This window comes from Pseudomonas sp. GD04015 (genome assembly GCF_029837675.1).
GTDB classification, from domain to species: Bacteria; Pseudomonadota; Gammaproteobacteria; order Pseudomonadales; family Pseudomonadaceae; genus Aquipseudomonas; species Aquipseudomonas paralcaligenes.
Genome location: NZ_JAOEEE010000009.1, coordinates 25,873 through 50,540, shown reverse-complemented (window position 1 = coordinate 50,540; position 24,668 = coordinate 25,873). Strand labels below are relative to the sequence as shown.

Annotated in this window: 20 protein-coding genes and 1 pseudogene; 5 read left to right on the top strand and 16 right to left on the bottom strand. The window is 65.7% G+C overall.

What is annotated here, in order from left to right; translation table 11 throughout:
• Positions 1–28: 28 nt before the first annotated feature.
• The 13 genes from N7640_RS10260 to N7640_RS10200 form a co-directional block, all read right to left on the bottom strand.
• On the bottom strand, positions 29–1,879 hold the full coding sequence (locus tag N7640_RS10260; RefSeq protein ID WP_279905184.1) for a sigma 54-interacting transcriptional regulator: 1,851 nt from the start codon (positions 1,877–1,879) through the stop codon (positions 29–31).
• A gap of 178 nt (positions 1,880–2,057) precedes the next feature.
• Positions 2,058–2,696 (bottom strand): 3-isopropylmalate dehydratase small subunit, encoded by a 639-nt coding sequence (gene leuD, locus N7640_RS10255; RefSeq protein ID WP_279905185.1) that lies wholly within the window; start codon positions 2,694–2,696, stop codon positions 2,058–2,060.
• 2 nt (positions 2,697–2,698) lie between these two features.
• Complete coding sequence (gene leuC / locus N7640_RS10250; RefSeq protein WP_220811811.1) at positions 2,699–4,114, bottom strand: 3-isopropylmalate dehydratase large subunit; 1,416 nt, start codon at positions 4,112–4,114, stop codon at positions 2,699–2,701.
• 42 nt (positions 4,115–4,156) lie between these two features.
• Entirely contained in the window at positions 4,157–4,540 is a 384-nt protein-coding gene (locus N7640_RS10245) for an isopropylmalate isomerase (RefSeq protein ID WP_279905186.1), read from the bottom strand.
• Positions 4,524–5,114 (bottom strand): isochorismatase family protein, encoded by a 591-nt coding sequence (locus N7640_RS10240; protein ID WP_279905188.1) that lies wholly within the window; start codon positions 5,112–5,114, stop codon positions 4,524–4,526. The genes N7640_RS10245 and N7640_RS10240 overlap by 17 nt, the downstream gene beginning before the upstream one ends.
• A gap of 8 nt (positions 5,115–5,122) precedes the next feature.
• Entirely contained in the window at positions 5,123–6,976 is a 1,854-nt protein-coding gene (locus tag N7640_RS10235) for a hydantoinase B/oxoprolinase family protein (RefSeq protein WP_279905190.1), read from the bottom strand.
• A gap of 5 nt (positions 6,977–6,981) precedes the next feature.
• Entirely contained in the window at positions 6,982–9,048 is a 2,067-nt protein-coding gene (locus N7640_RS10230; RefSeq protein WP_279905192.1) for a hydantoinase/oxoprolinase family protein, read from the bottom strand.
• Positions 9,049–9,158: 110 nt separating this feature from the next.
• On the bottom strand, positions 9,159–10,415 hold the full coding sequence (locus N7640_RS10225; protein ID WP_279905194.1) for a DUF1329 domain-containing protein: 1,257 nt from the start codon (positions 10,413–10,415) through the stop codon (positions 9,159–9,161).
• Between the two features lie 17 nt (positions 10,416–10,432).
• Complete coding sequence (locus N7640_RS10220) at positions 10,433–12,118, bottom strand: DUF1302 family protein (RefSeq protein ID WP_262880192.1); 1,686 nt, start codon at positions 12,116–12,118, stop codon at positions 10,433–10,435.
• A 2-nt stretch (positions 12,119–12,120) separates the two neighbouring features.
• Positions 12,121–14,526, bottom strand: coding sequence for an efflux RND transporter permease subunit (locus tag N7640_RS10215; protein ID WP_279905195.1), 2,406 nt, complete (start codon positions 14,524–14,526; stop codon positions 12,121–12,123).
• On the bottom strand, positions 14,523–15,506 hold the full coding sequence (locus N7640_RS10210) for a YCF48-related protein (RefSeq protein WP_279905197.1): 984 nt from the start codon (positions 15,504–15,506) through the stop codon (positions 14,523–14,525). The genes N7640_RS10215 and N7640_RS10210 overlap by 4 nt, the downstream gene beginning before the upstream one ends.
• A complete protein-coding gene (locus N7640_RS10205) occupies positions 15,499–16,422 on the bottom strand; it encodes a hydroxymethylglutaryl-CoA lyase (protein WP_279905200.1) in 924 nt (307 codons plus the stop codon). Before N7640_RS10205 ends, N7640_RS10210 begins: the two co-directional genes overlap by 8 nt.
• A 2-nt stretch (positions 16,423–16,424) precedes the next feature.
• Positions 16,425–17,624, bottom strand: coding sequence for a CoA transferase (locus N7640_RS10200; protein ID WP_279905202.1), 1,200 nt, complete (start codon positions 17,622–17,624; stop codon positions 16,425–16,427).
• Between the two features lie 1,337 nt (positions 17,625–18,961).
• Here N7640_RS10200 and N7640_RS10195 point away from each other — a divergent pair.
• Together N7640_RS10195 and N7640_RS10190 are read left to right on the top strand one after the other, a co-directional pair.
• Complete coding sequence (locus N7640_RS10195; RefSeq protein ID WP_279905204.1) at positions 18,962–19,363, top strand: hypothetical protein; 402 nt, start codon at positions 18,962–18,964, stop codon at positions 19,361–19,363.
• Between the two features lie 124 nt (positions 19,364–19,487).
• Positions 19,488–20,129, top strand: a complete 642-nt coding sequence (locus tag N7640_RS10190) for a Vat family streptogramin A O-acetyltransferase (protein ID WP_279905206.1) — start codon at positions 19,488–19,490, stop codon at positions 20,127–20,129.
• Positions 20,130–20,292: 163 nt separating this feature from the next.
• Here the strand turns inward: N7640_RS10190 and N7640_RS10185 are convergent, their stop codons facing one another.
• Positions 20,293–20,589 (bottom strand): hypothetical protein, encoded by a 297-nt coding sequence (locus N7640_RS10185; RefSeq protein ID WP_279905208.1) that lies wholly within the window; start codon positions 20,587–20,589, stop codon positions 20,293–20,295.
• Positions 20,590–20,662: 73 nt separating this feature from the next.
• Here N7640_RS10185 and N7640_RS10180 point away from each other — a divergent pair, with 73 nt between their 5' ends.
• From N7640_RS10180 to N7640_RS10170, 3 genes are all read left to right on the top strand, one after another.
• Positions 20,663–21,046, top strand: coding sequence for a hypothetical protein (locus N7640_RS10180; protein WP_279905210.1), 384 nt, complete (start codon positions 20,663–20,665; stop codon positions 21,044–21,046).
• Between the two features lie 100 nt (positions 21,047–21,146).
• Positions 21,147–21,395: a hypothetical protein gene (locus tag N7640_RS10175; protein ID WP_279905212.1), complete on the top strand. Its 249-nt coding sequence runs from the start codon at positions 21,147–21,149 to the stop codon at positions 21,393–21,395.
• Positions 21,396–21,761: 366 nt separating this feature from the next.
• On the top strand, positions 21,762–22,112 hold the full coding sequence (locus N7640_RS10170) for a hypothetical protein (protein ID WP_279905214.1): 351 nt from the start codon (positions 21,762–21,764) through the stop codon (positions 22,110–22,112).
• Positions 22,113–22,148: 36 nt separating this feature from the next.
• On the opposite strand, the pseudogene N7640_RS10165 reads toward N7640_RS10170, so the two are convergent.
• Both N7640_RS10165 and N7640_RS10160 read right to left on the bottom strand, forming a co-directional pair.
• Positions 22,149–22,250 (bottom strand): annotated as a pseudogene (locus N7640_RS10165) (DNA-binding protein); the annotation flags it as partial.
• A 286-nt stretch (positions 22,251–22,536) separates the two neighbouring features.
• A complete protein-coding gene (locus tag N7640_RS10160) occupies positions 22,537–24,615 on the bottom strand; it encodes an FAD-dependent oxidoreductase (RefSeq protein WP_279905216.1) in 2,079 nt (692 codons plus the stop codon).
• Positions 24,616–24,668 lie beyond the last annotated feature (53 nt).

Below are 24,668 nucleotides of genomic sequence, written 5' to 3'. Positions count from 1 at the left end.
CGGTGGCGGAGGTGATTCGGAAGACGCGCTAGACGCCCTTGAGGCGCTTGAGCCGCCGCCACAGGGTGGTCTGGCTGATGCCCAGGTACTCGGCGGCGCTGCTCTTGTTGCCGCCGAACAGCTGCATCGCCTTGACGATCTCTTCCTGCTCGATCTGGTGCAGGTGGCCGCCCTCCTCGCTCTCGCCGAGCGGCGCGAAGAGTTCCGGCATCACCCGCGGCAGCGCCTCCAGCAGCGCCTCGACGCTGCCGTAGAGCTTGCGCGAGACGATCAGGCGTTCGATCAGGTTCTCCAGCTGGCGCACATTGCCCGGCCAATGGTAGCCGCGGAACAGCGGGGCCACGCCCTTGGTCAGCATCTCCGGGTCGACCTCGATGCCGTAGCGCTGGGACTCGCGGCGCATCAGGTAGCTGGCCAGCACGGGGATGTCCTCGGGGCGCTCGCGCAGCGGCGGGATGTGCACGGCGAAGGTGCTCAGGCGGTAGTACAGGTCCTCGCGGAAGCGGCCCGCGCGCACCTCTTCCATCAGGTCGACGTTGCACGCCGCGACGAACTTGATGTTCAGCGAGATGGAGCGCTTCGAGCCGACCGGGGTGACCTCGCGCTCCTGCAGCACGCGCAGCAGCTTGGCCTGCTGCGGCAGGGGCAGCGAGTTGATCTCGTCCATGAAGAAGGTGCCGTTGTTGGCGCTCTCCAGCAGGCCGCTGCGGCCGCCGCTCTTGGCGCTGGTGAAGGCGCCCTCGGCGTAGCCGAACAGCTCGGACTCGAACAGCTCGGCGGGAATCGCCGCGCAGTTGATGGCGACGAACGGGCCGTCGGCGTTGGCGCTGGCCTGGTGCACCTGGCGCGCCGCCAGCTCCTTGCCGGTGCCGGTCTCGCCGCGCAGCAGCACGGTGCCCGGGGTGGCGCCGTAGACCAGCAGCTGGTTCTGCACCTCGGCCATGCGGCTGGACTGGAACACCAGCCGGCGCTCGTCGCCCTGGTCGAGCGCCACCGGGCTGGGCACGAAATGGTAGAGGTAGCCGACCCGCTCGCTGTCGACCTCGAACGGCTGCTTGCTCAGGCTGCACAGGCGCTCGCCGACCAGCAGGCCCTCGGCGCTGAGGTTGTCGGACTCCAGCACCTTGGCGTCGAGCAGGCCGTCGAGCCGGCGGCGCCGGCCGATGGAGGGGATCAGCACACTGGCGCCGGCGTTCCAGGCGACGATGCCGCCGTCGCGGTTGGTCAGCACCTGGGGGTTGGCCGACTGTTCCAGGAGGAACTGGCCCAGGGCGCGCTGCTGGCGCTCGCGCTTGTGCTCGCCGGCGTGGCGGATGGCCTTGCGGATCAGGTTGCGGCACGACTCGCGGGAATACAGCAGCACCGACTCCAGCCCCCAGTGCTCGGCCAGGTCGCAGGCGTAGCTGGAGCCGATCACCACGCCGAAGCCCTGGTTGCGCAGGTTGTGGAAAATTTCCTTGGCGTGCTCGGCGGTGCTGTAGGTGCGGTGCGACAGCTCGATGCCCTCGAACAGGCTGAGCAGCTCGACGTTGGTCTCCTGGCGCTCGTAGGTCAGCAGCAGGATCTTCGACGAGATGCGCCGCGCGGTCAGCACCGCCTGGATCAGGTCGGTCTGCTCCACCTTCAGCGCCAGCACCGGGATCGGCAGGGTGTCCTGCAGGTAGAAGGCGTTGGCGCCGGCGCTGATGCACACGTCCACCGCCTGCCGCTCGATCAGGTCGCGCGCCGCGCGCACCGCGTCGTTGAAGATGTTGTCGATGATGGTGATGCTGGCGTGCGCCTCGAACTCGGGAATGAGACTGTGCACCAGCTGGCTCAGCTTCGAGTTGCCGATCAGGCAGACCCTGACCCGATTGAGTTCCGCATTGGCGAATTCCACGGCCTGACCTCTTTATTGTTCTTGTCAAGTTCGCGCTCAGAACCTGTTTACGATCTTCTGGATTAGAGCCAGACAAGGCAAAAGTGGCCGAAAAAGCGCAGTTTACGCGTGTAAATGAGCATTTTGAGGCCACTTTTAACGCCGTATGGCCGACAGCCAGGAGATCGTAAACAGGTTCTCAGGAGCGGAACACCCAGGGCTCCAGCCGTTGTCGCTCGGCCTCGTAGGCGCGAATGCGCTCGGCGTGGCGCAGCGTTTCCCCGATGTCGTCCAGCCCCTTGAGCAGCCTCTGGCGGCGTCCCTCCTCCAGTTCGAACACCCAGCGCCGGTCACCGGCTTCGAGCGTTCGACGCGCCACGTCGACCCTGGCCCGCAGTTCGCCGCGGGCCTCGCTCATGGCGAACAGCCGGTCGACGTCTTCCTGCGGCAGGATCAGCGGCAGCATTCCGTTGTTGAAGCAGTTGCTGCGGAAAATATCCCCGAAACTGGGGGCGATGACCACCCTCACGCCGAAGTCGCGCAGCGCCCACACCGCGTGCTCGCGGCTGGAGCCGCAGCCGAAGTTGGCCTGGGCCAGCACCAGGCTGCCGTGGCGGTAGGGCTCGCGGTTGAGGATGAAGGCCGGGTTCTCCCGCCGCGAGGCCGGCGGCGTGTCGATCTCGCCGGGGTCCAGGTAGCGTTCGTCGTCGAACAGGAAGCCGCCGAAGCCGTGGGACTCCAGGCTCTTGAGGTACTGCTTGGGCAGCAGCATGTCGGTGTCGATGTTGGCCCGGTTGAGGGGGATGACGACCCCCTCGTGCTCGATCAAGGGTTGCATGCTCACAGGCTCCTGAAGTCGACCAGTTCACCGGCCACCGCGGCGGCGGCGGCCATCGCCGGGGACATCAGGTGGGTGCGCCCGCCCTTGCCCTGGCGGCCTTCGAAATTGCGGTTGGAGGTGGCCGCGCAGCGCTCGCCCGGGCTCAGCCGGTCGGCGTTCATGCCCAGGCACATGGAGCAGCCCGGCGCCCGCCACTCGAAGCCGGCCGCCTTGAAGATGCGGTCCAGGCCCTCGCGCTCGGCCTGCAGCCGCACCAGCCCGGAGCCCGGCACCACCAGCGCCTGGCGGATGCGGTCGTGCACCTGGCGGCCGCGCAGCACCTCGGCGGCGGCGCGCAGGTCCTCGATCCGCGCGTTGGTGCAGGAGCCGATGAAGATGCGGTCCAGCGCCAGGCCGGCCAGCGCCTGCCCCGGCTCCAGGCCCATGTAGGCGCGCGCGCGTTCCCAGTCCAGGCGCTGCAGGGCGTCGCGGGCCTGGTCCGGGGTCGGCACCCGGCCCTCGATGGGCAGCACCATTTCCGGCGAGGTGCCCCAGGTGACCTGCGGGCCGACCTCGCCGGCGTCCAGTTCCAGGGTCCGCTCGAAGCGGGCGTCGGCGTCGGAGTGCAGGCTGGCGCGCCAGTACTGCACCGCCGCCTGCCAGGCCTCGCCGGTCGGCGCCATCGGCCGGCCGAGCACGTAGGCCTCGGTGGTCTGGTCGTAGGCCACCAGGCCGACCCGGGCGCCGGCCTCGATGCTCATGTTGCACAGGGTCATGCGCCCTTCCATGCTCAGCGCCTCGACCGCCGGGCCACAGAATTCCAGGGCATGGCCGCTGCCACCGGCGGTGCCAATGCGGCCGATCACGAACAGGGCCAGGTCCTTGGCGGTGATGCCCGGCGCCAGCCGCCCGTCGACGCGGATGCGGAAGTTCTTCAGCTTGTGGCTGCGCAGGGTCTGGGTCGCCAGCACGTGCTCGACCTCGCTGCTGCCGATGCCGTGGGCCAGCGCGGCGAAGGCGCCGTGGGTGGCGGTGTGCGAGTCGCCGCAGACCAGGGTCAGCCCCGGCAGGGTCAGGCCCTGCTCCGGGCCGACCACGTGGACGATGCCCTGGCGCATGTCGTCCAGGGCGAACAGCGGGATGTCGAACTCGCGGCTGTTCTTCTCCAGGGTGGCGATCTGCTGGCGGGCGATGGGGTCGGCGACCCCGCCGATGCCCTGCTCGCGGCCCAGGGTCGGCACGTTGTGGTCCGGCGTCGCCAGGCTGGTGTCGCGCCGCCAGGGCTGGCGGCCGGCCAGGCGCAGATTGGAGAAGGCCTGCGGCGAGGTCACCTCGTGCAGCAGGTGGCGGTCGATGTACAGCAGGGTGGAGCCGTCGGGCATCTCCTCGACCCGGTGCCGGTCCCAGAGTTTGTCGTAGAGCGTCTGTGCTCCCATGATCACCTCGGCGATTGGTTGTCGGCTGTCGTGGCGCGCGCCTCAGCGGCGGGCGGGCGTCCACGGCACCCAGCGATAGAGTTCCCCGTCGGCGCCGCCGGCCACCCGGTAGCCGCAGTAGCTGTCCAGGCGCCCGCCGGCGCGCGGCTGGATGATGCAGAACGGCCGCCGGCAGCTGTCCTCGGCGATGCCCTGGTCCGCCAGTGCCAGCCGCGCCCGCTCCAGCGCGGCCAGCGGCGCCTCGCGGGCCTGGCCGTCGAGGCGCGCCACGTTGGCGCGGAAGTGGCCGACCCAGGCCTCGACGTAGGCGTCGCAGGCCGCGGGCTGCGGCGGCGGCGCGCCCGGCCCCGAGCCACCGCCGGGCACGCCGGCGCAACCCGCCAGGCCGAGCAGTGCCGGCAGCAGCGCGCTAGCCCAGCAGCGCAAGGCACTCCTCCAACGGGCGCACGTCGGCGTACTTGAGGTCCAGGTCGCGCAGGCTGGCGCGGTGCGCCTCGGCGTCGCGGTCACCGCAGGCCTGCTCCGGCAGCAGCACGCGGAAGTCGTGCTGCAGGGCGTCCACCGCCGAGGCCCGCACGCAGCCGCTGGTGGTCAGGCCGGTGACCATCACCCCGTCGGCGCCGGCCTGGCGGATGCGCTCGGCCAGGTCGGTGGCGAAGAAGGCGCTGGCCCAGTGCTTGACCAGCACCGGCTCGTCGGGAAGCGGCGCCAGGCGCGGGTCGATTTCCACCAGCGGCGAGCCCGCCGCCAGCAGGTCGAGCACCGGCAGCTTGGCGCGGAACACCCGCGCCTGGGCCGGATCGTCGTAGGCCACGGTGGTGAAGAACACCGGCCAGCCACGCCGGCGGAACGCTTCCAGCAGGCGGCGGTTGGCCTCCACCACGCCGTCGCAGGGGCTCGCCAGCGGGCTGGCGGTGGGGTCGGTGAAGCCGACCGAGAGGTCCACCAGCAGCAGCGCATAGCGCCGCGCCGGGGTCAGGCTGCGTGAGTCCAGGGCCATGGCGCACCTCAGGTCCAGGAAGGGGTGGCCGGCGCCGGCAGGCCGGTCTCCGCCAGGCAGCGCGCCTTCAGCTCGTCCAGCGTGCCGCCGCGGTCGAACAGCTGCAGCTCGCCGCGCTCGGCGGCCAGGCTGGCGCGCAGTTCGCTCGTAGCCCGTTCATCCACCGCGCCCGCGGCGATCACCACGCCGTAGCGCAGCGCGCCCGCCACCGTCACCAGGCCCTTGCGCAGGTCGCGCAGCACCAGCGCCGGGTCGCGCGCCAGCGGGTCGCCCCAGCCGCCGCCGCCCCAGGTGTCGAACAGCACCAAGTCGCCGGCCTTGACCCGCACGTTGTCGCACTTGGCCGGCAGCATCTGCCGGCTGCCGTCGGCGCGCACCAGTTCCTTGCGGCTGCGCGCGCCCGGCGCGCCGCCGTTGACGCCCCAGGGGTAGGTCAGCCAGCGGTCGTCGTGGATCGAGATCTCGCCGTCGGCCAGCAGCCGGTAGGCCACCCGCAGGCCGTTGCCGCCCCGGTGCAGGCCGGCGCCACCGGAGTCCGCCAGGGTCTCGTAGGTCTCGATGCGCAGCGGGAAGTAGGCCTCGACGAATTCGTTGGGCACGTTGGTGAAGCCCGGCCACAGGGAGTGGCCGTCCGGGCCATCGCCCACCGGCCGTCCGGGGATGCCGCCGAAGCCGATCTGGAACAGCTGGAACCACTCGCCCTTGTCGTCGTAGCCCGAATACATGAAGTGCGGCGAGTCGGAGAAGCCGGCGGCGTTCATCGCCTGCGGCGTGCCCTGGCCGAGCAGCCCGCCCATCATGTCGAAGATGCGCCCGAGCAGGTGGGTGCGGCACGACAGCGCGGCGGGGAAGTTCGGCTTGAGGATCGAGCCCTGCGGGATGCGCACTTCGACCAGGTCGTAGAAGCCGTCGTTGAGCAGGATGGCCGGGTCGAATAGGCTGATGGTGAGGGCGCCGAAGAAGATCTTGAACATCTCCTCGTTGACGTAGAAGTTGACCGAGGACGGCGCCTGCGGGTCGGTGCCCTCGAAGTCGAAGATGGCCTTTTCGCCCTCGCGCCACAGGGCGCAGCGCAGGGTGTAGGGGCCGAGCCCGGCGCCGTCGTCGCAGATGTAGTCCTCGAACACCTGGCGCTGCTCCGGCACCACCCGGGCGATGACTTCCTTCATGGCCCGGTGGGTGCGTTCGAGCATTTCCTGCTGGGCGCTGTAGAAGGCGTCGTCGCCGAAGCGCTCGGCCAGCTCCACGCAGCGGCGCCCGGCGGTGCGGCAGGCGGCGACGATGGCGTTGAGGTCGGAGCGGTTCCAGCGCGGCATGCGCACGTTGTGCAGGATCACGTCGAGCATGTCGGCGTTCATCTCGCCACGGCGGTACAGCTTGACCGGCGGGATGCGGATGCCCTCCTCCCAGATCGAGGTGGCGTTGGTCGGCAGGCTGCCCGGCACCTTGCCGCCGACGTCGGACATGTGGCCGAACATGGCCGCGTAGTTGATCACCCGGCCGTCCTTGAAGATCGGCATCAGCACCAGCCAGTCCGGCAGGTGGCTGACCGCGCCGTTGCACAGGTAGGGGTCGTTGGTGAGGAAGATGTCGCCCTCCTCGATCTCGCCCTGGTAGCTGTCGAGGAAGCCGGTGATGAAGGAGCCGAACTGGCCGACGATCATCTTGCCCTCGCTGGTGGCGATCATCGGGAAGGCGTCGCCCTGCTCGCGGATGCCGGGGCTCATGGCGGTGCGGAACAGCACCGCGTCCATCTCGTTACGGGCATTGCCCAGCGCGTTCTCGACGATGTCGATGGTGATGCTGTCGACCTCGACGCGCTGGAACGGCGTGTCGTTGTTCTGTTTGATGCGCGCAACCATTTCGCTTACTCCTGATGGCCCTGCGGACGGATCAATAGGTTGCCGACGGGGTCGACGGCGGCTTCATGGCCTGGGAAGACCACGGTGGTGGAGTCCATCTCCATGACGATGGCCGGCCCCGGCACCAGGTGCCCCGGCGCCAGCCGGGCGCGCTCGTAGAGGGTCGCCGCATGGTCCTGGCCGCTGTAGTGGATGCTCGTCGTGCCGACCGCCGCGTCCTCCAGGCGGCCGCTGCCGGCGTCGAAGGCGCGTTCGCCGATCTCCGGGCGCGGCGCGCGGGCGATGGCGCGCAGGTTGACCAGCTCGTGGTCCTCGCTGAGGGCGAAGGTGAACAGCTGCTCGTGCTCCGCGTCGAAGGCCCGGGTGATCACCTCCAGGCCCTGCTCGCGCAGCGCCTCGGGCTCGAAGTCGAGGGTCAGCAGCAGGGCCTGGCCCTGGTAGCGCACGTCGGCCTGCCAGGTCAGCTGCTGCGCCTCGGCGGGGATGTCCTGCGCCGCCAGCGAGGCGCGCACGCTGTCGCCGAGCTGCTGGAGGATGCGCATGACTTCCTCGGCGTCGAGGTCGGCGACGCGCCGCACCAGCGAGCGCGAGGCCTCGTCCTTGACCCGCGTGGTGGCGTCGCCGTAGGCGCACAGCACGCCCGGCCCCGGCGGCACGATCACCGGCCAGGCGCTCATCAGGATGCCCAGGGCGTTGGCGTGCAGCGGGCCGGCGCCGCCGAAGCCGCACAGGGCGAAGTCGCGCGGGTCGTAGCCCTGCTCGACGCTGATCAGGCGCAGGGCGCCGAACATGTGTTCGTTGGCGATGCGCACGATGCCCTCGGCGGCCTCGTGCAGCGACACGCCCATGGCGTCGGCGACCTTCTGCACGGCCTCGGTGGCCAGGTCCTTGCGCACCTGGAAGTCGCCGCCGAGCTTCTGCTCGGCCGGCAGGTAGCCGAGCACCACGTTGGCGTCGGTGACGGTGGCCTGGTCGCCGCCACGGTCGTAGGCCGCCGGCCCCGGCACCGCGCCGGCGCTCTCCGGGCCCACACGCAGGGCGCGGGTCAGTTCCGGCACGCTGGCGATGGAGCCGCCGCCGGCGCCGACGGTGCGCACGTCCACCGAGGGCGCGCGCACGGCGACGTCGCCGACCCGGGTCTCGCGGCGGATGCGCGCCTGGTTGTCGTCGATCAGCGCCACGTCGGTGGAGGTGCCGCCGACGTCGAAGGTCAGCACCTTGCTGAAGCCGCCGCGCGAGCAGAACCAGATCGCCCCGGCGACGCCGCCGGCCGGGCCGGACAGCAGCAGGTTGACCGGCGTGCTGGCGGCCGACTGGCTGGTCGCCAGGCCGCCGTCGGAACGCAGGATGGACAGTTTCACCTCCGGGCTCAGGCGCCGCGACAGCTCGCCCTGCAGGTGTTCCAGGTAGTTGGCCACCTCGGGCCGCACGTAGCTGTTGACCACCGTGGTCTCGGTGCGCTCGTACTCCTGCATCTCCGGCACCACCTCGGAGGACAGCGACACCGGGATACCGGGCAGCACCTGATGCGCCAGTTCCAGCACCTCGCGCTCGTGCAGGTCGCTGGCGTAGGCGTTGACCAGGCTGATGGTCAGCGCCTCGATGCCGGCCTCCTTCAGGTACTGCAGCTGACCGACCATGGCCTCGCGGTCGAGTGGGCGCACCACCCGACCCTGGGCGTCGATGCGCTCGTCGGCCTCCACCGTCCATTCCAGCGGCGCCAGCAGCTCGCCCTTGTTGAAGGTCACCCAGCCGCCGAGCCCGCCCGGCACGAAGGAACGGGCGATGTGCAGCACCTGCTTGTAGCCCTTGGTGGTGACCAGCCCGACCTTGGCGCCGCGGCGGGTGAGGATGGCGTTGGTGGCCACCGTGGTGCCGTGCATCACCGAGCGGATCTCGCCCGGCGCAATGCCGGAGATGCGGCACAGCCTGTCGATGCCGTTGAGCACCCCGATCGAGGGATTGTGCGGGGTCGAGGGGACCTTCGCGGTGAAACTCTCGCCGGTTGCATCATTGATCAGGAGCAGGTCGGTGAAGGTACCGCCCACGTCCGCGCCCAAACGAAAACTCATGTTGCCTCCAGCACTCTTCTTGTTGTGCATCCAGCGCCGGACACGCCCGGCCTGGTTCGCTACCCGCCACCGCGGGGTGCGCCGTACGCACCACGCGGCCGGGCTCCCGGTCAGCGCGCGGCCTTCTCCAGCTCGCGCAGGTTGATGTCCTCCCCGGTCACGCCCGGGGTGTTCAGGCGCGGCCCGCCGAGCACGAATGCGGTGCCGTGGCGGCGCTGGTAGTCGATGGTGAAGCCGGCGGCGGAAACGATGCCGACGTCGCCATCCTCGGTGGCGATGGTCTTCAGGTGGTAGTTCATCCACTTCCAGAACTGGCCCTTCCGATCATAGGCCTCGGCCTGGTAGAAGCGGGGGAACTGGGTGTCCATGTACATCACCTTCTTGCTGTAGGGATGCTCCGGCGGCGTGGTCGCCTCGACCACCCAGACCTCGCGCGGCTCCCACTGGTCCTTCGGGTTCCAGTGCGGCCAGTTGTCCAGGTCGATCACCGGGAACTCGGCGTTGCCGGAGGCCTTCTGGTTCCAGGTCTCGCCGGTGGAGTTGGCCACCGCCAGGATCCAGCGCTTGCCGAGCAGCTTGTACTCCGGGTACCAGGTCGGGTGGGCGTTGAAGATCTCGATGTCGTCACTGAGCTGGTCGGTGCCGCCGATCGGGTCCATCCAGGTGCCGCCGGACAGGCGGCGGGTGCGCCGCACCGACTTCACGTAGGCCCAGGAGTCCTCCAGCTTGGGCGAGTCGTAGCGCACGGTGAACAGGCCCAGGCCGCGGATGTCGTTGGGGTAGGTCGCGTACAGCAGGGTCTTGGTGAGGATGCTGCCGTCGCCCTCGACCACCTGCTCGGTGCCGAGGCGGCCCTTCAGGTAGTAGCGCTTGAAGGCCCATTGCTGGCGCCGCTCCAGGCCGACCTTGTCGTTGAGGAACAGATAGCCGAAGTTGGGGTAGTCCTGCAGGTTCTTGGTCGGCTGCGCGTAGTGGTGGTTCCAGATCAGCTTGGCCGCCGCGTCCGGGTCGTCCTCGCTGACGTTGGGGAAGGGAATCCCGGCGACCCAGCCTTCCACCAGGCGGGTGTCGCGGTTGTACACCGCCTTGCCGGCGTTGGCCTCGGTGGCGGCCAGGTAGTCGCGGCCCAGCTTGACCGGCTCGGAGGCCTTGAGGGTGAGGCTCAGGCCTTCCTTCTCGATCAGCAGGCGCATGCGCTCGGTCAGCAGGCTGTCGATGGACTTGCCCTCGAAGCTGTCGCCCAGGCGCTGGGCGAGGTTGCCCTTGTCGATCACGTCGCCCGGCTTGAGGTCGGCGGCCTGGGCCGCGAGGCTGCCCGCCAGGCCGAGCGCCAGGACGGCGGCGATCCGGTTCAGAGTCGTTTTCATTGTTGTTGTCTCCTCCATCAGAACTGGTAGGTCACGCGCAGCGACAACTGGTCGTTGCCCGTGAAGTAGCCGAACAGGTTGGTGTTGTTGAACCCTTGCAGCGCCCGCTTCTGATGCTTGTCATCGAAGAAGATGTCGGCCTCGGCGCGGACCCGCCAGTGGTTGCCGTAGGCGAACTCGACGCTGGGGATGACGAAGCTGCCGCCGTAGCTGAGGTCGGTGCCCAGGGCCAGGCTGGGGTTGATGCGGTCGTTGTCGTAGTTGGTCGCGAGGATCGCCGTGGCGATGGTCGAGTGCTCCTTGGTGCGGCCGCTGAAGCCGGCGGAGTTGACCACCTCGTCGTCGCGGTCGAAGTTGGTGATCCAGGTGTTGAACAGCTGCGCCGAGAAGAACGACGGCCGGCTGGTGCCCAGGTAGTTCTGCAGGTTGAGCTGCTTGTCCAGGCGCAGCATGGTCTTGACCACGTCCTTCTCGATGATCCCGCAGAAGCCCGGGAAGAACGCGCAGCCGCCCGCCTCGCCGGCCTGCACGCCGACGTTGTAGGGCGCGTTGGGGATGTACGACAGCTCGGTGGAGAACACCGCGTCGATGGATTCCACGTAGCGGTTGGCGGTCACCCCGAACACGTCGACGAAGGGGAAGATCAGCTCGCCCACGGTGGAGTCCGGGTCGGAGCGGTAGTCGCCCTTGTAGGCGCCGACGAAGGAGCGGCCGCTGGCGGCGTCGCCGACGCCCAGCGGGTTGTTCGGATTGGAATTGATCACCGGGTTGGTGGACGGGCCGTGGAACCAGCCCAGCGAGTATTCCCACTCACCGGCCATGCCCTTCCAGCGCAGGCCGTAGGACAGGTCGTCCATGTCGGCCTCCTTGTGATCGAAGTTGTAGGGCACGTCCGCGCCGAAGGTGGCCGACTCGAAGGTGATGCCCTTGTTCGGGTTGTTGGCCCAGCGCCCGCCTTCCAGGTCGAAGCTGTTGCCGCGGTCGCGGGCGCGGTTGAGCTTGCCGGGGATGAGCAGCATCTGCAGGCTGCCGTCGACGCTGTCGAAGCGCTGCACCAGGTTGACCATCCACAGCGGCTTGCGCACGTCCTCGTTCTCCGGTTCGAGGAACGAGCGGATGCGGTTGTCGTAGCCGTGAATCACGTCGAGGGACTGGAAGAAGTCGGTCTCGCCCCACACCACCTGCTGCTTGCCGAGCTTGAGGGTGGTGGTCGGGGTGACGTCGGTCTGCCACCAGAACTCGCGGATTTCCTCGGAGTTGTAGACGTCGTCCATCAGGTCGACGCGCGACTTGCGGCGGTTGCTGAACAGGTCGGACGCCGCGTTGTTGTCCATCGCCTGCTGCAGGTCCTTGAGGTAGTTGGTCTCCACCTCGCGGGCCACCCGCCCGGAGATGTTGAACTGCGAGCCGCCGAAGTCCTTGAACAGGTTGACCTTGAGGATGGTGCGGGCCATCGACAGGTCGTACTTGTAGTCGCCGCGCCGGCCCGCGCCCACCAGCCCGTCCGGATCGCGGGTGTCCATCAGGTAGGGATTCTCCAGGTTCCAGGACAGGTGCTGGCGGGCGTAGCCGCTGACCTCCCAGTCCTCGAACAGGCCGCCCTCTGCCCTCGCCAGATCATGCGCTCCGACACTCGCCGCCAGGATGGCGCAAGCCAGAGGAGTCCGCATGGCGCTCGATTTCATCTTGTTATATGCGCTCATTTTCAGTTCCCGATTGCTTCAGGTTGGTGGGGGTGCCCGCTTTCGCGGGCCTCTTTCGGATGGCCGTGTCCAAAGATGAATTTCGGCTTGAACACCAGCGCAAGCGAAGGCATGACGAAGAGCGAGGTCAGCGCCGAGACGGCCAGCCACAGGCCGATCAGCATTCCCATCTCCGCCTGGAAGCGCAGGGAGGAGAAGGACCAGAACAACACTCCGGCGGAAAGGGTGAAGGCGGTCAGCAGCACGCCGCGGCCGGCCGACCCGAGGGACTGCAGCACGGCGTCGAGCGGGTCGGCGTCGGGGTGCTTCTCCAGGTATTCCTTCATCGAGTCGACGATGTAGAAGGCGTAATCCACCCCCAGGCCGATGCCCAGGGCCACCACCGGCAGAGTGCTGATGCTCATGCCGATGCCCTGCCAGGCCATGAAGGCGAAGGTGACGACGTTGGAGATCAGCACGGGGATGATGAAGAAGATGCCGCTGACCGAAGAGCGGTAGACGCACAGGCAGCAGATCACCACCACCAGGAAGGCCAGCGCGGTGGCCTCGATCTGGTCGGCCAGGAGGATCTCGTTGACTGCCGCGATGATCCCCAGCACGCCGCCGAACAGCTTCACCTCGACGCCCTCGATCGGGTTGTCGGCGATGAACTGGTTGGCGTAGTGGGTCGCCTTGCGCAGGGTGTCGCCCTTGTGGTCGCGGAAGAACAGCGTCACGGCGGCGTTGTGGAACTGCACGTCGGCGAACTGGGTGAGGTCGTCCGGGTCGGCGCCCTGCATGTAGAAGCTGATCAGCTCGCCGTTTTCCATGCGCGTGGCGCCCAGCTCACCGTAGCGCGGGTTGCCCTCGTACAGGTTGCGGCGGATGTCGATGACGATGTCGGCCAGCGACACCGTGCCGCCGATCTCCGGCTGGCGCTCCATGTAGCGCGAGAAGCGCAGCATCCAGTCGAGCACCTCGGGGCGCTTCATGGCGTCCAGCTCCTCGCCTTCGAGCACCACGAACATCTGCTCGGAGCCCGGGTAGAGCTGGTTGATCAGCGCGCTGTCGCGGTTGAACGGCGAGTCCGCCCAGAGGATCGGCGAGCCGTCGCTGGCGTCGCCGACGTTGATCCGGGTCGCCTCGAACATGAAGCCGGCCAGCGCCACCAGGGTCACCGGCGCCACCCAGTAGCGGGCGCGGCTGCGCACCATCCACTTGGCGCCGGCGAGGATCGCGCGCATGAAGCCGTCGAGGTTGAGCGGGTGCACGTGGCCCTGCGGCCGGCGGATGTAGGACAGCAGCGCCGGGGTGACGAACACCGCCGACACGGCGATGCTCATGACCCACAGCGCGCCGACGATGGCCACCTTGTGCAGCAGCGGGATCGGCGTGAGCATGACGCAGAGGATCGCGCCGGCGTCCGCGTAGAGGCCCAGCATGCTCGGCCGGAACAGCTCGCGCATGGTCTGCTCGGCGGCCTTGCGCGCGTCCAGCACCTCGCCCTGCACCAGGTCGTCGAAGCGGGTGATCATCTGCACCGAGTGGGAGAAGGCCCGCGCGGTGATGATGAAGGCCACCACGATCACCAGCGGGTCGAAGTTGTAGCCCAGCAGGGTGCCGATGCCCAGCGCCCAGATCGCCGACACCACGCCCGCGATCAGCGGCAGCAGGGTGCCGCGCCAGGTGCGGCTGAACACGAACAGCAGCACCAGCATGGCCGCCAGCGAGAGGATCGCCAGGCCCACGGTCTCGTCCAGGTAGTGGGCGACCCAGCCGTACAGGATCGGCTCGCCGACCATGTGTAGGCTGACCTGATCGGCCACCGGCGAGGCGTCGAGGATGGCCTGGATCTGCGGGAAGATCTTGGCGTAGTCCACCAGGTGGTCGTAGAAGTCCACCTGGATCAGCGCCGAGGACAGCTCGCGGTCGACGAACAGGCCGTACACCAGCGGGTTGTTCAGCACCGCCTGGCGCAGCTCGCGCATCTGCTGCGCATCCTTGGGCAAGTCGGGCCACATCAGCGGGCGGGTCTCGATGCCCTCGCTGGAGGCGTTCACCCGCTTGAGCTTCTTCGAGGCCAGCGAGGTGATCTGCATCGGGTTGACGCCCTCGACCTGCTGCAGGTCGTAGGTGATGCGGCGCACTTCGCCGAGGATTTCCTGGCGGAAGATGTCGCCCTCCTTCGCCTTGACCAGGATGGTCACCCGGTTGCTGGCGGCGAAGCTGTCCTGGTACTTCTGGTGCACCTTCACGTAGGGATGGTCGTGGGGAACCATGTCGCTGAAGCGGGTGCGGATGTCGAGGCCGGACAGGGTGGCGGCGAAGCCCAGGGTGAGCAGGCCGACCACCACCAGCACCAGCACGCGGTGGCGGATCGCCCAGGCGCTGAGGCGCGCGGTTCGGGTCATCAGGTGATTCAGGGTCATTGTTCGTGTTCTCCGGGCCAGATGTGCAGCGCGTCGTCGCGCAGCAGGCCGAGCTGCTGGCCGATCAGGACCACGCCCTCGGCGGTCGCCAGCAGGCGGTTGTGGTAGCTCAGGTCCAGGCCCTCGGGGCTCCAGGCCTGCCAGCTGCCGGCCGGCGAGCGGCTGCGGAACAGCGCGCCGCGGGCGCCGGTGGTCACCCACAGGCCGTCGCGCTCGACCACGTCGAACAGGTGCTCGCTGGTGAAGCGCTCGACCGGCTGCCAACTGTCGCCGCCATCGCGGCTGACGAAGGCCTGGCCGCGGTTGCCCACCGCGACGCCGGTGCGCCCGGCGAAATGCACCGCGCGCAGGCTCTCGTCGCCCAGCTCCAGGCTGTCCCAGGTGCGGCCGTGGTCGCGGCTGCGCAGCAGGCGGCCGAACTCGGCGGCGATCCACAGATCGCCGTCCGCGCCGGCGCCGATGCCGTTGAAGTTGATGTCCTCGCCCACGCCCAGCGCCTGCCAGTCGGCGGCGTCGGCGCTGCCGCGGAACAGCGCGCCCATCTCGCCCACGGCCCAGAAGTGGCCGTCGAGGAAACGCACGCTCTGCAGCTTGCCGGCCAGCTCGGAGACCGGCAGCTGGCGGTGCTGCCACTCACCCTCCAGGCTGCGCGTCCAGAGCTGGCCGCGGTTGCCCACCACCACCTTCTGCCCGGCCGGCGACACCGCCACCGACTGCAGGTTGTCGCGCTGCGGCAGCTCCTCGCGCTGCCAGCTGCGGCCACCATCGCCGCTGCTCAGCAGGGCGCCGTTCTGGCCGACGATCCACAGGTGGTCGGCGTAGGCCGCGCCGTCGAAGAAGGCGTCGCGGTGCTCGATCAGCGGCTGGTCGAGCGGCACCGGGTCCACGCTCGGTTTGATGAACACCGCCGCGTAGGCCAGGCTGCCGATCACCATCCAGGGCGCCAGACGCGCCAGCCAGGCTCCGAAGAACTCAAGCATGGGCCACCTCCTCGCGCTTCTTCCATTGCCGCTCCAGCCAGCGGAAGGCGTGACCGCCCAGGCTGCCGCCGGTGAGCGCCTGCACCGCGCGCACCGCCGGCACCAGCGCCAGCGGGTCGATGCCGGTGCGGTAGCCCATGGCGTCGAGCATCAGCACCAGGTCCTCGGTGGCCAGGTTGCCGGTGGCGCCGGGGGAGAACGGGCAGCCGCCGAGGCCACCGATGGAGCTGTCGAACTCGCGCACGCCGCACTGCAGCGCCGCCAGCACGTTGGCCAGGGCCATGCCGCGGGTATCGTGGAAGTGGCAGGACAGCGCGCCGGCCGCGCAGAGGTCGTCCAGCGGTTCGAGCACCCGCTGTACCGCCGCCGGGTTGGCCGCGCCGATGGTGTCGGCGACGATCACCTTGCCGGCGCCGGCGTCGAGCATGCGCCGGGTCAGCTCCTGCACCACGGCCGGCGGGGTGAGGCCCTCGAACGGGCACTCGAAGGCCACCGCCACGTAGGCGCGCGCCTCCAGGCCGTCGGCGCGGGCGCGGGCCATCAGCCCGGCGCACACCTCGACGGTCTGCGCCAGGCTCATGTTGATGTTGCGCTGGTTCATGGTTTCGGTCGCCGACAGCACCACCGCGACCGCACCGACGCCGGCCTCGCGGGCCAGCTCGTAGCCCCGCAGGTTGGGCACCAGCGCCGAGTAGTCGACCTGCTCGCGCAGCGGCAGGCGGGCGAACAGCTCGCCGGTGCCGGCCATCTGCGGCACCGCCTTGGGCGAGACGAAACTGCCGGCCTCGATGGCCGGGATGCCGCAGGCGACCAGCACCTCGATCATCCGCAGGCGTTCGTCGATGGCGAGGGTCTTGCCCTGGCTCTGCAGCCCGTCGCGCGGGCCGACTTCGTTGACCTTGACGTAGTCGTTCATGCTCAGCCCACCACCTTCAGCCGCTTCAACTCGGCGATGCGCTCGCTGTCGTAGCCGAGCAGCCAGGCCAGCACCTCGTCGGTGTGCTCGCCGAGCAGCGGCGGCGGGCTGTAGCTGTCGCTGTCGTCGACGCTGAGCTTGATCGGATTGCCCGGCGCCTCGACGCTGCCGCCCAGTGGGTGGGGGATATCCACCACCATCTTGCGGTGGCGTACCTGCGGGTCGGCCAGCGCCTCGCTGAAGCGGTTGACCGGGCCGCAGGGCACGCGCACGGCGGTCAGCCGCTCGACCCAGTAGTCGGTGGTGTTGCTGCGCAGCACATCGCCGAGGATGCCGTCGATCAGCGCCTTGTCGGCCAACCGGCCGGGCTGGGTCTTGTACTTGGGATCGCGCAGCGCCTCGACGTCGAGCAGCCCCACCAGGTTGTCCCAGAAGCTGTCGAAGATCACCGCGATGACCACGAAGCCGTCGGCCGTGGGGTAGGTGTTGTAGGGCACGTGGACGAAGTGGCCGTTGCCCAGCGGCGCCGGGTTCTCGCCGCTGAGGAAATGCATGGTGGCCATGTAGTTGAGCATGCTGATCTGGCAGTCGAGCATGCTGATGTCGACGTGCTGGCCGTGGCCCTTGCTGTTGCGCGCCTGCAGCGCGGCGAGCACGCCCATCACGGCGAACATGCCGCCGCCCAGGTCGCCGATCGGGATGCCGGCGCGGATCGGCGTCTCGGCATCGAGGCCGGTGATCGACATGCCGCCGCCGATGGCCTGCACCACCTGGTCGAAGGCCGGGCGCAGGTAGCTGGGGCCATCCTGGCCGAAGCCGGAGACCGAGCAGGTGATGATCCGCGGGTTGACCTGGCGCAAGTGCTCGAAGTCGATCTTCAGCTTCTGCGGCACGCCGGCGCTGAAGTTGTCCAGCACCACGTCGGCCTTGCGTACCAGGTCATAGAAGACCTGCAGGCCCTGCTCGCTCTTGAGATCGATGCAGACGCTCTGCTTGTTGCGGTTGAGGGTGAGGAAGTAGGCGCCCATACCCTTGTAGGAATGGCGCGGGTCCTGGGCCAGCAGGGCGCGGGTGCCTTCCCCGGCCAGCGGCTCGACCTTGATCGTCTGCGCGCCGAGATCGGCCAGGATCATGCCGGCATAGGGGCCGGACAGCATGTGCGTCAGATCGAGGATGGAAATCCCCTCTAGCGGTTTGCTCATGGTCTTTCTCTTGTATTTATTGGTTAGCCACACCTCCTCGATAGCAACGACCTTGCCAAGGTCTGAATATTTAAATAAGTGATTGTTTTTTAATGATTTTTTATTGACGAAAAATCAGAAATGGAAAGCCTGGGGATGGCTTTCATTGCAGAGTGAAATGGGGATTTCACTTTGCATCTGGGGGGATGGCGTGATTGTCGAGCGGGGTTGATGGTTTTGGTGCCGAGCTGATTGCTCAGCGGCCTGATGGTTCTGGTTTCGTCCACCCGGGCGAGTCACTTGACTCGCTACGCTCGCCCTTCAGGCCAGCCTGCGGTTGTTACTCCGCTTCGCTTCGTTGCTTTGTTTGCGGACCGCCGCACGGCGCAAAGAAAAGCAAGCAATAGAAAGCACACCCCGGCATCCAGCCCAGCCTGCGGCGGAGTTCGCCCCTCCGGTGCCACTCCGGGGCAAGGCATACATGGGCCACCCCTGGCCCTTCAAGCGGGAACGCCTGGTTCTCTCGCCGCATCCTTGCGGCTCGCCGCCCCCTGCGCGACACCTCCACTCGGCCTCCTGACGGGAACTCGAGCTCCGAACCGCCTGGAAGTGTTGGCAGATGAATTAAAGCAACGCTTTCATGTAGCCCGGATGAAATCCGGGATGGATCGACACCTTTCCCCGGATTGCATCCGGGCTACCTGTAGGAGCGAGCTCTGCTCGCGAAACTCTTTGCGGGCCTAGTTCGCGAGCAAGCTCGCTCCTACACATGTAGGGTGCGCCGTGCGCACCGATGGCGCAGAGGGCGGTGCGCACAGCGCACCCTACAACCATCCGAACCAACTCTGCTTTACACGCCCTATCAGGCAACACCAAACGCCCCTTCAGGAGGGTTAGCGGAATAGTTGCCTAGAGGGACGAGCCGCAGAGATACGACGAAAGGGCTGGGCGCCACCGAGATAAAGGGCCATGGATGGCCCTTGTACACCGACCCTCGAAGCGGAGATGGAGGAAACGAACCCTATTTTGGTCGTTCCATTGCGTCGCAAACCCGCTCAATCGGAAGCCTCACAGCCTTGCCCCTCCCAATACGTAGCTATCCAGCGTATTGATTTCGACACTTCATCAACAGTCTCGCTAGACATTCTCCCCTCTGCCCCCGTAGCTTTCTCTCCCGAGGATGCCGCTGTCACCACGGTCTTGTCGCGTGTCGCTCTTCATCGGCTTCCAGTCGCGTTTGCTTCGCTGAGTGTTACGGGAATCAAGAGTTTGGCTTATGTGACAAGGAACATTATCCGACCTTTTCTCGGATGTTATGCGACAGCAATGTCGCCTAATAATATTTAGGTGCCTTGATCGTGCCCGCTTCGCTCCTTCAGATAAAGATAGCCCCTGCCTTTCAGGCACCAATACAGTTCACGGTCCTTATTCAGGAAAACAGCGACGCACAAGTCGATGTCTCATCGACTAATAACAAAACATTATTCGCCCTTTCTGCGAGGCAGGCTAACAATTTTTTGAGTCTCGCTCGTACGGCTATACAAGATGCGAGGCAGCCAAAAGCCTGTATTGATGGGATTTCTATCGAGATCTTGATTGAAGACGATACACAGCCGCCACAACAGGCAACTATCTGCCCACCTCGACGCAATAGCCAATGTTCCGAGCTTGTAGAATTGCTTACAGCCGAAGCACTACAAAATCTAAAAGATCAGCAACTTACACAGCTCTTATCTTCTATGCGAGAGTACTTTTATTGAAATCGCACCCAGTAGCTCTCAGAGCATTTTTTGTGAGGAACGCACCTAACAATGCGCTCAAATCGCTCGCTGGGACCGGCAAAGCCGGCCCCTTAGCTTAATCGCTAGGCATTAGGAGAAACACTTGTACGGTCCCAGCCCAAAAACGAAACACCCAATGGAAGGATTCCCGCAGGTGTGCTTCATCAAGAACACCGTGCAGAACCCGAATATCGTCATTGGCGATTACACGTACTACGACGACCCCGAAGACTCGGAGAACTTCGAGCGCAATGTCCTCTATCATTTCCCTTTCATCGGCGATAGGTTGGTCATTGGTAAGTTCTGCGCCATCGCCCGCGGCGTCAAATTCATCATGAACGGCGCCAATCACAAAATTTCCGGCGTATCCACGTACCCATTCCAAATCTTCGGCAACGGCTGGGAAAAGATCATGCCTGCACCCGGCGACCTGCCTTTCAAGGGTGACACCATCATCGGCAATGATGTCTGGATCGGCTACGAGGCGCTCATCATGCCTGGGGTCAAAATCGGCAATGGGGCCATTGTCTCTTCGCGCTCTGTCGTCGTATCCGATGTGCCGCCATATACCATCGTTGGCGGCAATCCAGCCAAGCCTATCAGGCAGCGCTTCGAGCCAAATGATGTGGCGAGGCTCAATGAGATAGCCTGGTGGAACTGGCCCATTGAGAAGATCACGGAGCACTTGGAGAAAATTGTGTCAGGTGACATTGAAGCCTTGCGGGAATCCGCAGCCAATGTCTAACAATTCGCTAACAGCCGACCGCCATCCCGCTACGCGGACTGTCGTCGGCTGAGCTCAGGCGTTAGGCTCAAGGAAGAATACATATGCACTGCATGCTACATAATCAAAGCCCAGCAACCGGAATTTGCGTTAACTGTGGAGCAGCCATATGCACTACCTGTATTCAGCGTACAAGCAACGGCAGGCTAGTTTGCTCAGTTTCCTGCAGTGAAATGGCCCGAACCACAGAAGCAGCCTTAAGGAACATTGTGTCAAAAGCAGACCGTTCAAGTAGAACAACCGCTCTATTTTGCTGGGTAAGCGGCGCTCTATTCATTCTATCTTCGGTATATTTTTCGTTTGTAAAACAGCCAGCAGTAGTGCCATTTTGCGCTGCGCTTGGGTTGGCCTTTATTGCAGCTGGCTTCTGGTATAACAATGTATCAAAGAAGTAGAGCCTAACAATGTGCTCAACTACCACTCACTTCGTTCGCTGGACAGTCAAAAGCTACGTTTTTGTCTGCCCGCTAGCTTAATCGTTAGGAGCATTACCTGTGCTTGGACGCATCGCACTAGTCGCCACGATGGCTTTTCTTTCTGCATGCGCTGAAACCGAAGCAGTTGATTGCCCGCCGCAAGAAAAAGATCTTGCTGAGCTCAAAGCACTTCTGCAGCTAAATCCTGAGGAGCTAGCAAAAGAAGAGGCCAAACTTTCCAATCCCTCATTTTATGGGGTGCATGGCTACTCCGTAAACACTCCAGGGCTTACAAACGACATAATGGCTTGCCTACATCAAAAAGCGCAAATAAAACACATGCCAGGCACATCCGATATTCTATGCAGCGATGAAATAGTTAATCTGCAACCAGCAGCTAAAAGCTTTGCAGAGCGCTATAACTCAGAGCTAGCTAGCAGCATGGAGTTAAAATGCCCCTAATAATAAGTAGTGGCTCAAGTCGTTCGTTTCGCTCACTTAGGGCGGCCACAAGCGACCGCCCCTTAACCAAACGTTAGGCGTCATAAGAGAGGAATCGCAAGTGGCCACAAAGCATGACTTAACAGATTGGGTTATCGCCGCTCTGGGGCGCTTGGGTGGCAGCGCTTCCCTCGTCGAAGTGGCGCATGATCTCTGGAAGCATCACGAGTCGGATCTGCGTTCGTCCGGCGACCTGTTCTACACATGGCAGTACGACATGCGTTGGTCAGCTAATGTACTTCGTCGCAAAGGCGTCATGAAAGCTGCTGAGGCCTCACCGCACGGCGTTTGGCAGCTCGCTGGCGCCTGAAAATTCATTCAATCCGACGCCGCTTCGGCGCGGCTTAACTCAGGCGTTAGTAGCCTCAAGAGGAAAATATGTGCATCACGGAAGAAGAACTACATCAGATCCTCACCCGCTGTAACAATGCAACACCAGGGCCGTGGCGTTCATTTGTCGAAGGACGCGACCATACATCCGGCTCAAATTTCATCCAGACATCGTGCACAAATATTGAGCTCACAGGTGGCACAGGGGCAGATCAAGATTTCGTTGCTGCGGCCAAGCAAGACATTCCCCGGCTAGTAGCGGAAATAGCCAAGCTAAGAAATTGGTCAGTATGAGCCTGCTAACAATGCGCTCAACTGCCGTTAGTCTCATCGTTAGAAGCCCCAGATGAGCGCGACATGGTTCATTGACCTTCTGGATGATGACCCACCAATTGACGTGGTCGCTGATGTTCGGTTTCTTTCCAGCGCTGAGGGCGGCAAGACATGCCCGGCTCGCGCCCAGTACCGCCCTAATCACAACTTTGGTTCGCCTGACGATCGCGCCTTCTACATAGGCCAGATCGAGTTACTTCCTGGGGATGAGATTGCACCTGGTGAAAGCCGCCGGGTTTCAATCCACTTCCTGGGCGGGGCTGGTCTAAAGGAACTACTGATTCCAGGGCGAGAGTGGCGGATTCAAGAGGGCACCAAGCTGGTAGCCTTCGCTCGGGTCTTGGAGGTCTCGGGTGAACCCTAAGAATTCATTTAAGCCGACGCAGCTTCTTGGTGATCGCTATCCCGCGTTTTGATGGGTAAGTTTGGCCTGGTCGTATTCTGGGCTTGTCCGTCCTATCGTCGGAGCGGTTTTACCGCTAGCTAGCCACAAAGCGTACTGAGAGAGCGGGCGAAGGGCCGGATGGCGGGCAGCGTTTGGGGTGACTGTTGTCCCGGCCGGGCAGGCGCGATTGGGAAAAGTGACTCGCCGGGAGGCGAAACCGGAACCGTCAGTACGCTCGCCAATGAGCGAGAAACCAAATCCCGGATTTCATCCGGGCTACGAGCCGGCCCCAGCAAACCCGCACATCCCCGGTGCGCACAGCGCACCCTACCGCGAAGCGGCCCCAAAAGCCGCTCAAAAAAAAGCCGGCACGAGGTGCCGGCAAGTCTTTCCCTCGGAGCATTCAGAGGAAACGTTGCAACGCCATCGGCCCGTCAAATCCCTCGATCGACCCCGGCTCGATGTAGCGTTTCCAGTTGTCGAAGATTTCCCGCCCGGCCAGGAAGCCCTCGAAGATCGCGTGGTCGGTCTTGCGCGGCACCACCGCGTCGCCGACCCGGTGGACGTTCGGCAACTCGGCCTTGAGCGCGTGGTACAGGGCGTCCTGCGGCAGGTGGCGGACCGCCAGGACGATGCTGTCGAAACCGCTGAGCGTCTCTTCGTCGCCGCTGTAGAGGTTGAACACGTCCACCTCGCCGCCGCGTACCTGGCTGACCCAGGCGTTGAGGGTGTAGGTCAGCCCGCGGCTGAACAGGTTGGCGTACACCACCGGCTGGTCCAGGGTGGTGCCCAGGCGGTGGAACAGCGCGTTCCAGCGGGTCAGCACGTGCACCTCGTGGCCGTTCTCCACCAGCAGTTCGGTGATCCCGGCCGAATAGCGGTTGCCCTCCTCGTCCAGCACCAGCACGCGGTGGCCGACCTTTTCCGGGTGGGCCAGCACGTCCAGGGCGGTGAACACGTGGTCGGCGTCCAGCCCCGGCACCCGGTCGACCAGCGGGTTGATGTCGGAATAGCCGCTGCGGTCCGGCAGCGAGCCGGTGGCGACGATCACGCCGTCGGGGTTCAGCGCCTTCACCATGTCGACGCTGGCCTCGCAGTTCAGCCGCACCTGCACGCCGTGCTTGGTCATGTGCACCTTGAGGTCCTCGGTGATCCAGGCGAAGGAGTCGCGGCGCGGCAGGCGCACGATGTGGTTGACCTGGCCGCCCAGCTCCGCGCCCTTCTCCAGCAGGGTGACCTTGTGTCCGCGTTTGGCCAGGCCCTCGGCGGCCTTCATCCCGGCCGGGCCGCCGCCGACCACCACCCAGTGCCGGCTGACCGGCGCCAGTTCCAGGGTCTGCGGGCCGAAGACTTCCTCGCGGCCGGTGGCCGGGTTGATCTGGCAGGTCATCGAGGTGCCGTGGAACAGCCGCGAGACGCAGCCCTGGTTGCAGCGCAGGCAGTGGTAGATCTCGTCCTCGCGGCCGGCGGCGGTCTTGTTGGCGAATTCCGGGTCGGCGATCTGCGCGCGGGTCATCGCCACCATGTCGGCGCCGCCACGGGCCAGGATGGCCTCGGCCTCGCCGGCGCTGCCGATGCCGGAGACGCAGAACACCGGCAGCCCGACCGCCTTTTTCAGCCGCGCCACCGGGTCGGCCAGCCAGCCGTCGGGCACGTCGTAGGGCGGCATGATGTAGGTAGCCGACTGGTAGACCCCGGCGGTGGCCATGATGTAGTCGATGTCGCCGGTGGCCTCGATGGTCTGCGCGACCTCGATCCAGTCGGCGATCTCCATGCCACCGGGGACCATCTCGTCCATCGACAGGCGGATGCCGACCACCATGTCGCGGCCGACCCGCTCGCGCACCGCGCGGATCACTTCCAGCGGGAAGCGCATGCGATTGTCGAAGCTGCCGCCGTACTCGTCATCGCGCTTGTTGAACAGCGGCGAGATGAACTGGTGCAGCAGGTAGCTGTGCGCCAGGTGCACCTCCACGCCGTCGAAGCCGGCCAGCTTGGAGTATTCGGCGGAACGTACCCAGCCCTCGACGATCTCGTCCATGTCCGAGCGTTCCATGGCCTTGGCCATTTCGCCGAACACCGGCGACTTGATGTTGGACGACGACCAGAGCACCCGGTAGTCGTCCATCGCGTGGGTCTCGCCCATCACGCCGAAGTGGTTGAGCTGGGCGAAGATGTGCGAGCCGAAGCCGTGCACCACGTCGGTCAGCGCCTTGTCGCGCTCGACCATCTCCGGTCGGTAGCCGTAGGAGTAGCCGCGGCAGAAGGTGTTGGAGGTCGGGTGGATCAGCCGGTTGCCGGTGATCATCAGGCCGATGCCGCCCTTGGCGCGGGCGGCGTGGTAGTGGATGTCGCGGTTGTTGGTCAGTCCCTCAGGCGAGTTGAAGGCCATGGCGTGGGCCGACTGCATGATGCGGTTGCGCACCGTGACGTTGCCGATCTTCAGCGGCGAGAACAGGTGCGGGTAGCGTTCGACGGTCATCGGGATTCTCCCCGGGTCCGGCGGTGCCGGCCCGAAATGTCGTTATGTCGCGC

Coding starts and splice junctions, on each gene's coding strand:
- leuD (WP_279905185.1), bottom strand. CDS start 2,696: ATGCAACCCTTGATCGAGCACGAGGGGGTCGTCATCCCCCTCAACCGG.
- leuC (WP_220811811.1), bottom strand. CDS start 4,114: ATGGGAGCACAGACGCTCTACGACAAACTCTGGGACCGGCACCGGGTC.
- N7640_RS10240 (WP_279905188.1), bottom strand. CDS start 5,114: ATGGCCCTGGACTCACGCAGCCTGACCCCGGCGCGGCGCTATGCGCTG.
- N7640_RS10235 (WP_279905190.1), bottom strand. CDS start 6,976: ATGGTTGCGCGCATCAAACAGAACAACGACACGCCGTTCCAGCGCGTC.
- N7640_RS10230 (WP_279905192.1), bottom strand. CDS start 9,048: ATGAGTTTTCGTTTGGGCGCGGACGTGGGCGGTACCTTCACCGACCTG.
- N7640_RS10225 (WP_279905194.1), bottom strand. CDS start 10,415: ATGAAAACGACTCTGAACCGGATCGCCGCCGTCCTGGCGCTCGGCCTG.
- N7640_RS10220 (WP_262880192.1), bottom strand. CDS start 12,118: ATGAGCGCATATAACAAGATGAAATCGAGCGCCATGCGGACTCCTCTG.
- N7640_RS10215 (WP_279905195.1), bottom strand. CDS start 14,526: ATGACCCTGAATCACCTGATGACCCGAACCGCGCGCCTCAGCGCCTGG.
- N7640_RS10210 (WP_279905197.1), bottom strand. CDS start 15,506: ATGCTTGAGTTCTTCGGAGCCTGGCTGGCGCGTCTGGCGCCCTGGATG.
- N7640_RS10205 (WP_279905200.1), bottom strand. CDS start 16,422: ATGAACGACTACGTCAAGGTCAACGAAGTCGGCCCGCGCGACGGGCTG.
- N7640_RS10200 (WP_279905202.1), bottom strand. CDS start 17,624: ATGAGCAAACCGCTAGAGGGGATTTCCATCCTCGATCTGACGCACATG.
- N7640_RS10170 (WP_279905214.1), top strand. CDS start 21,762: ATGAGCGCGACATGGTTCATTGACCTTCTGGATGATGACCCACCAATT.
- N7640_RS10160 (WP_279905216.1), bottom strand. CDS start 24,615: ATGACCGTCGAACGCTACCCGCACCTGTTCTCGCCGCTGAAGATCGGC.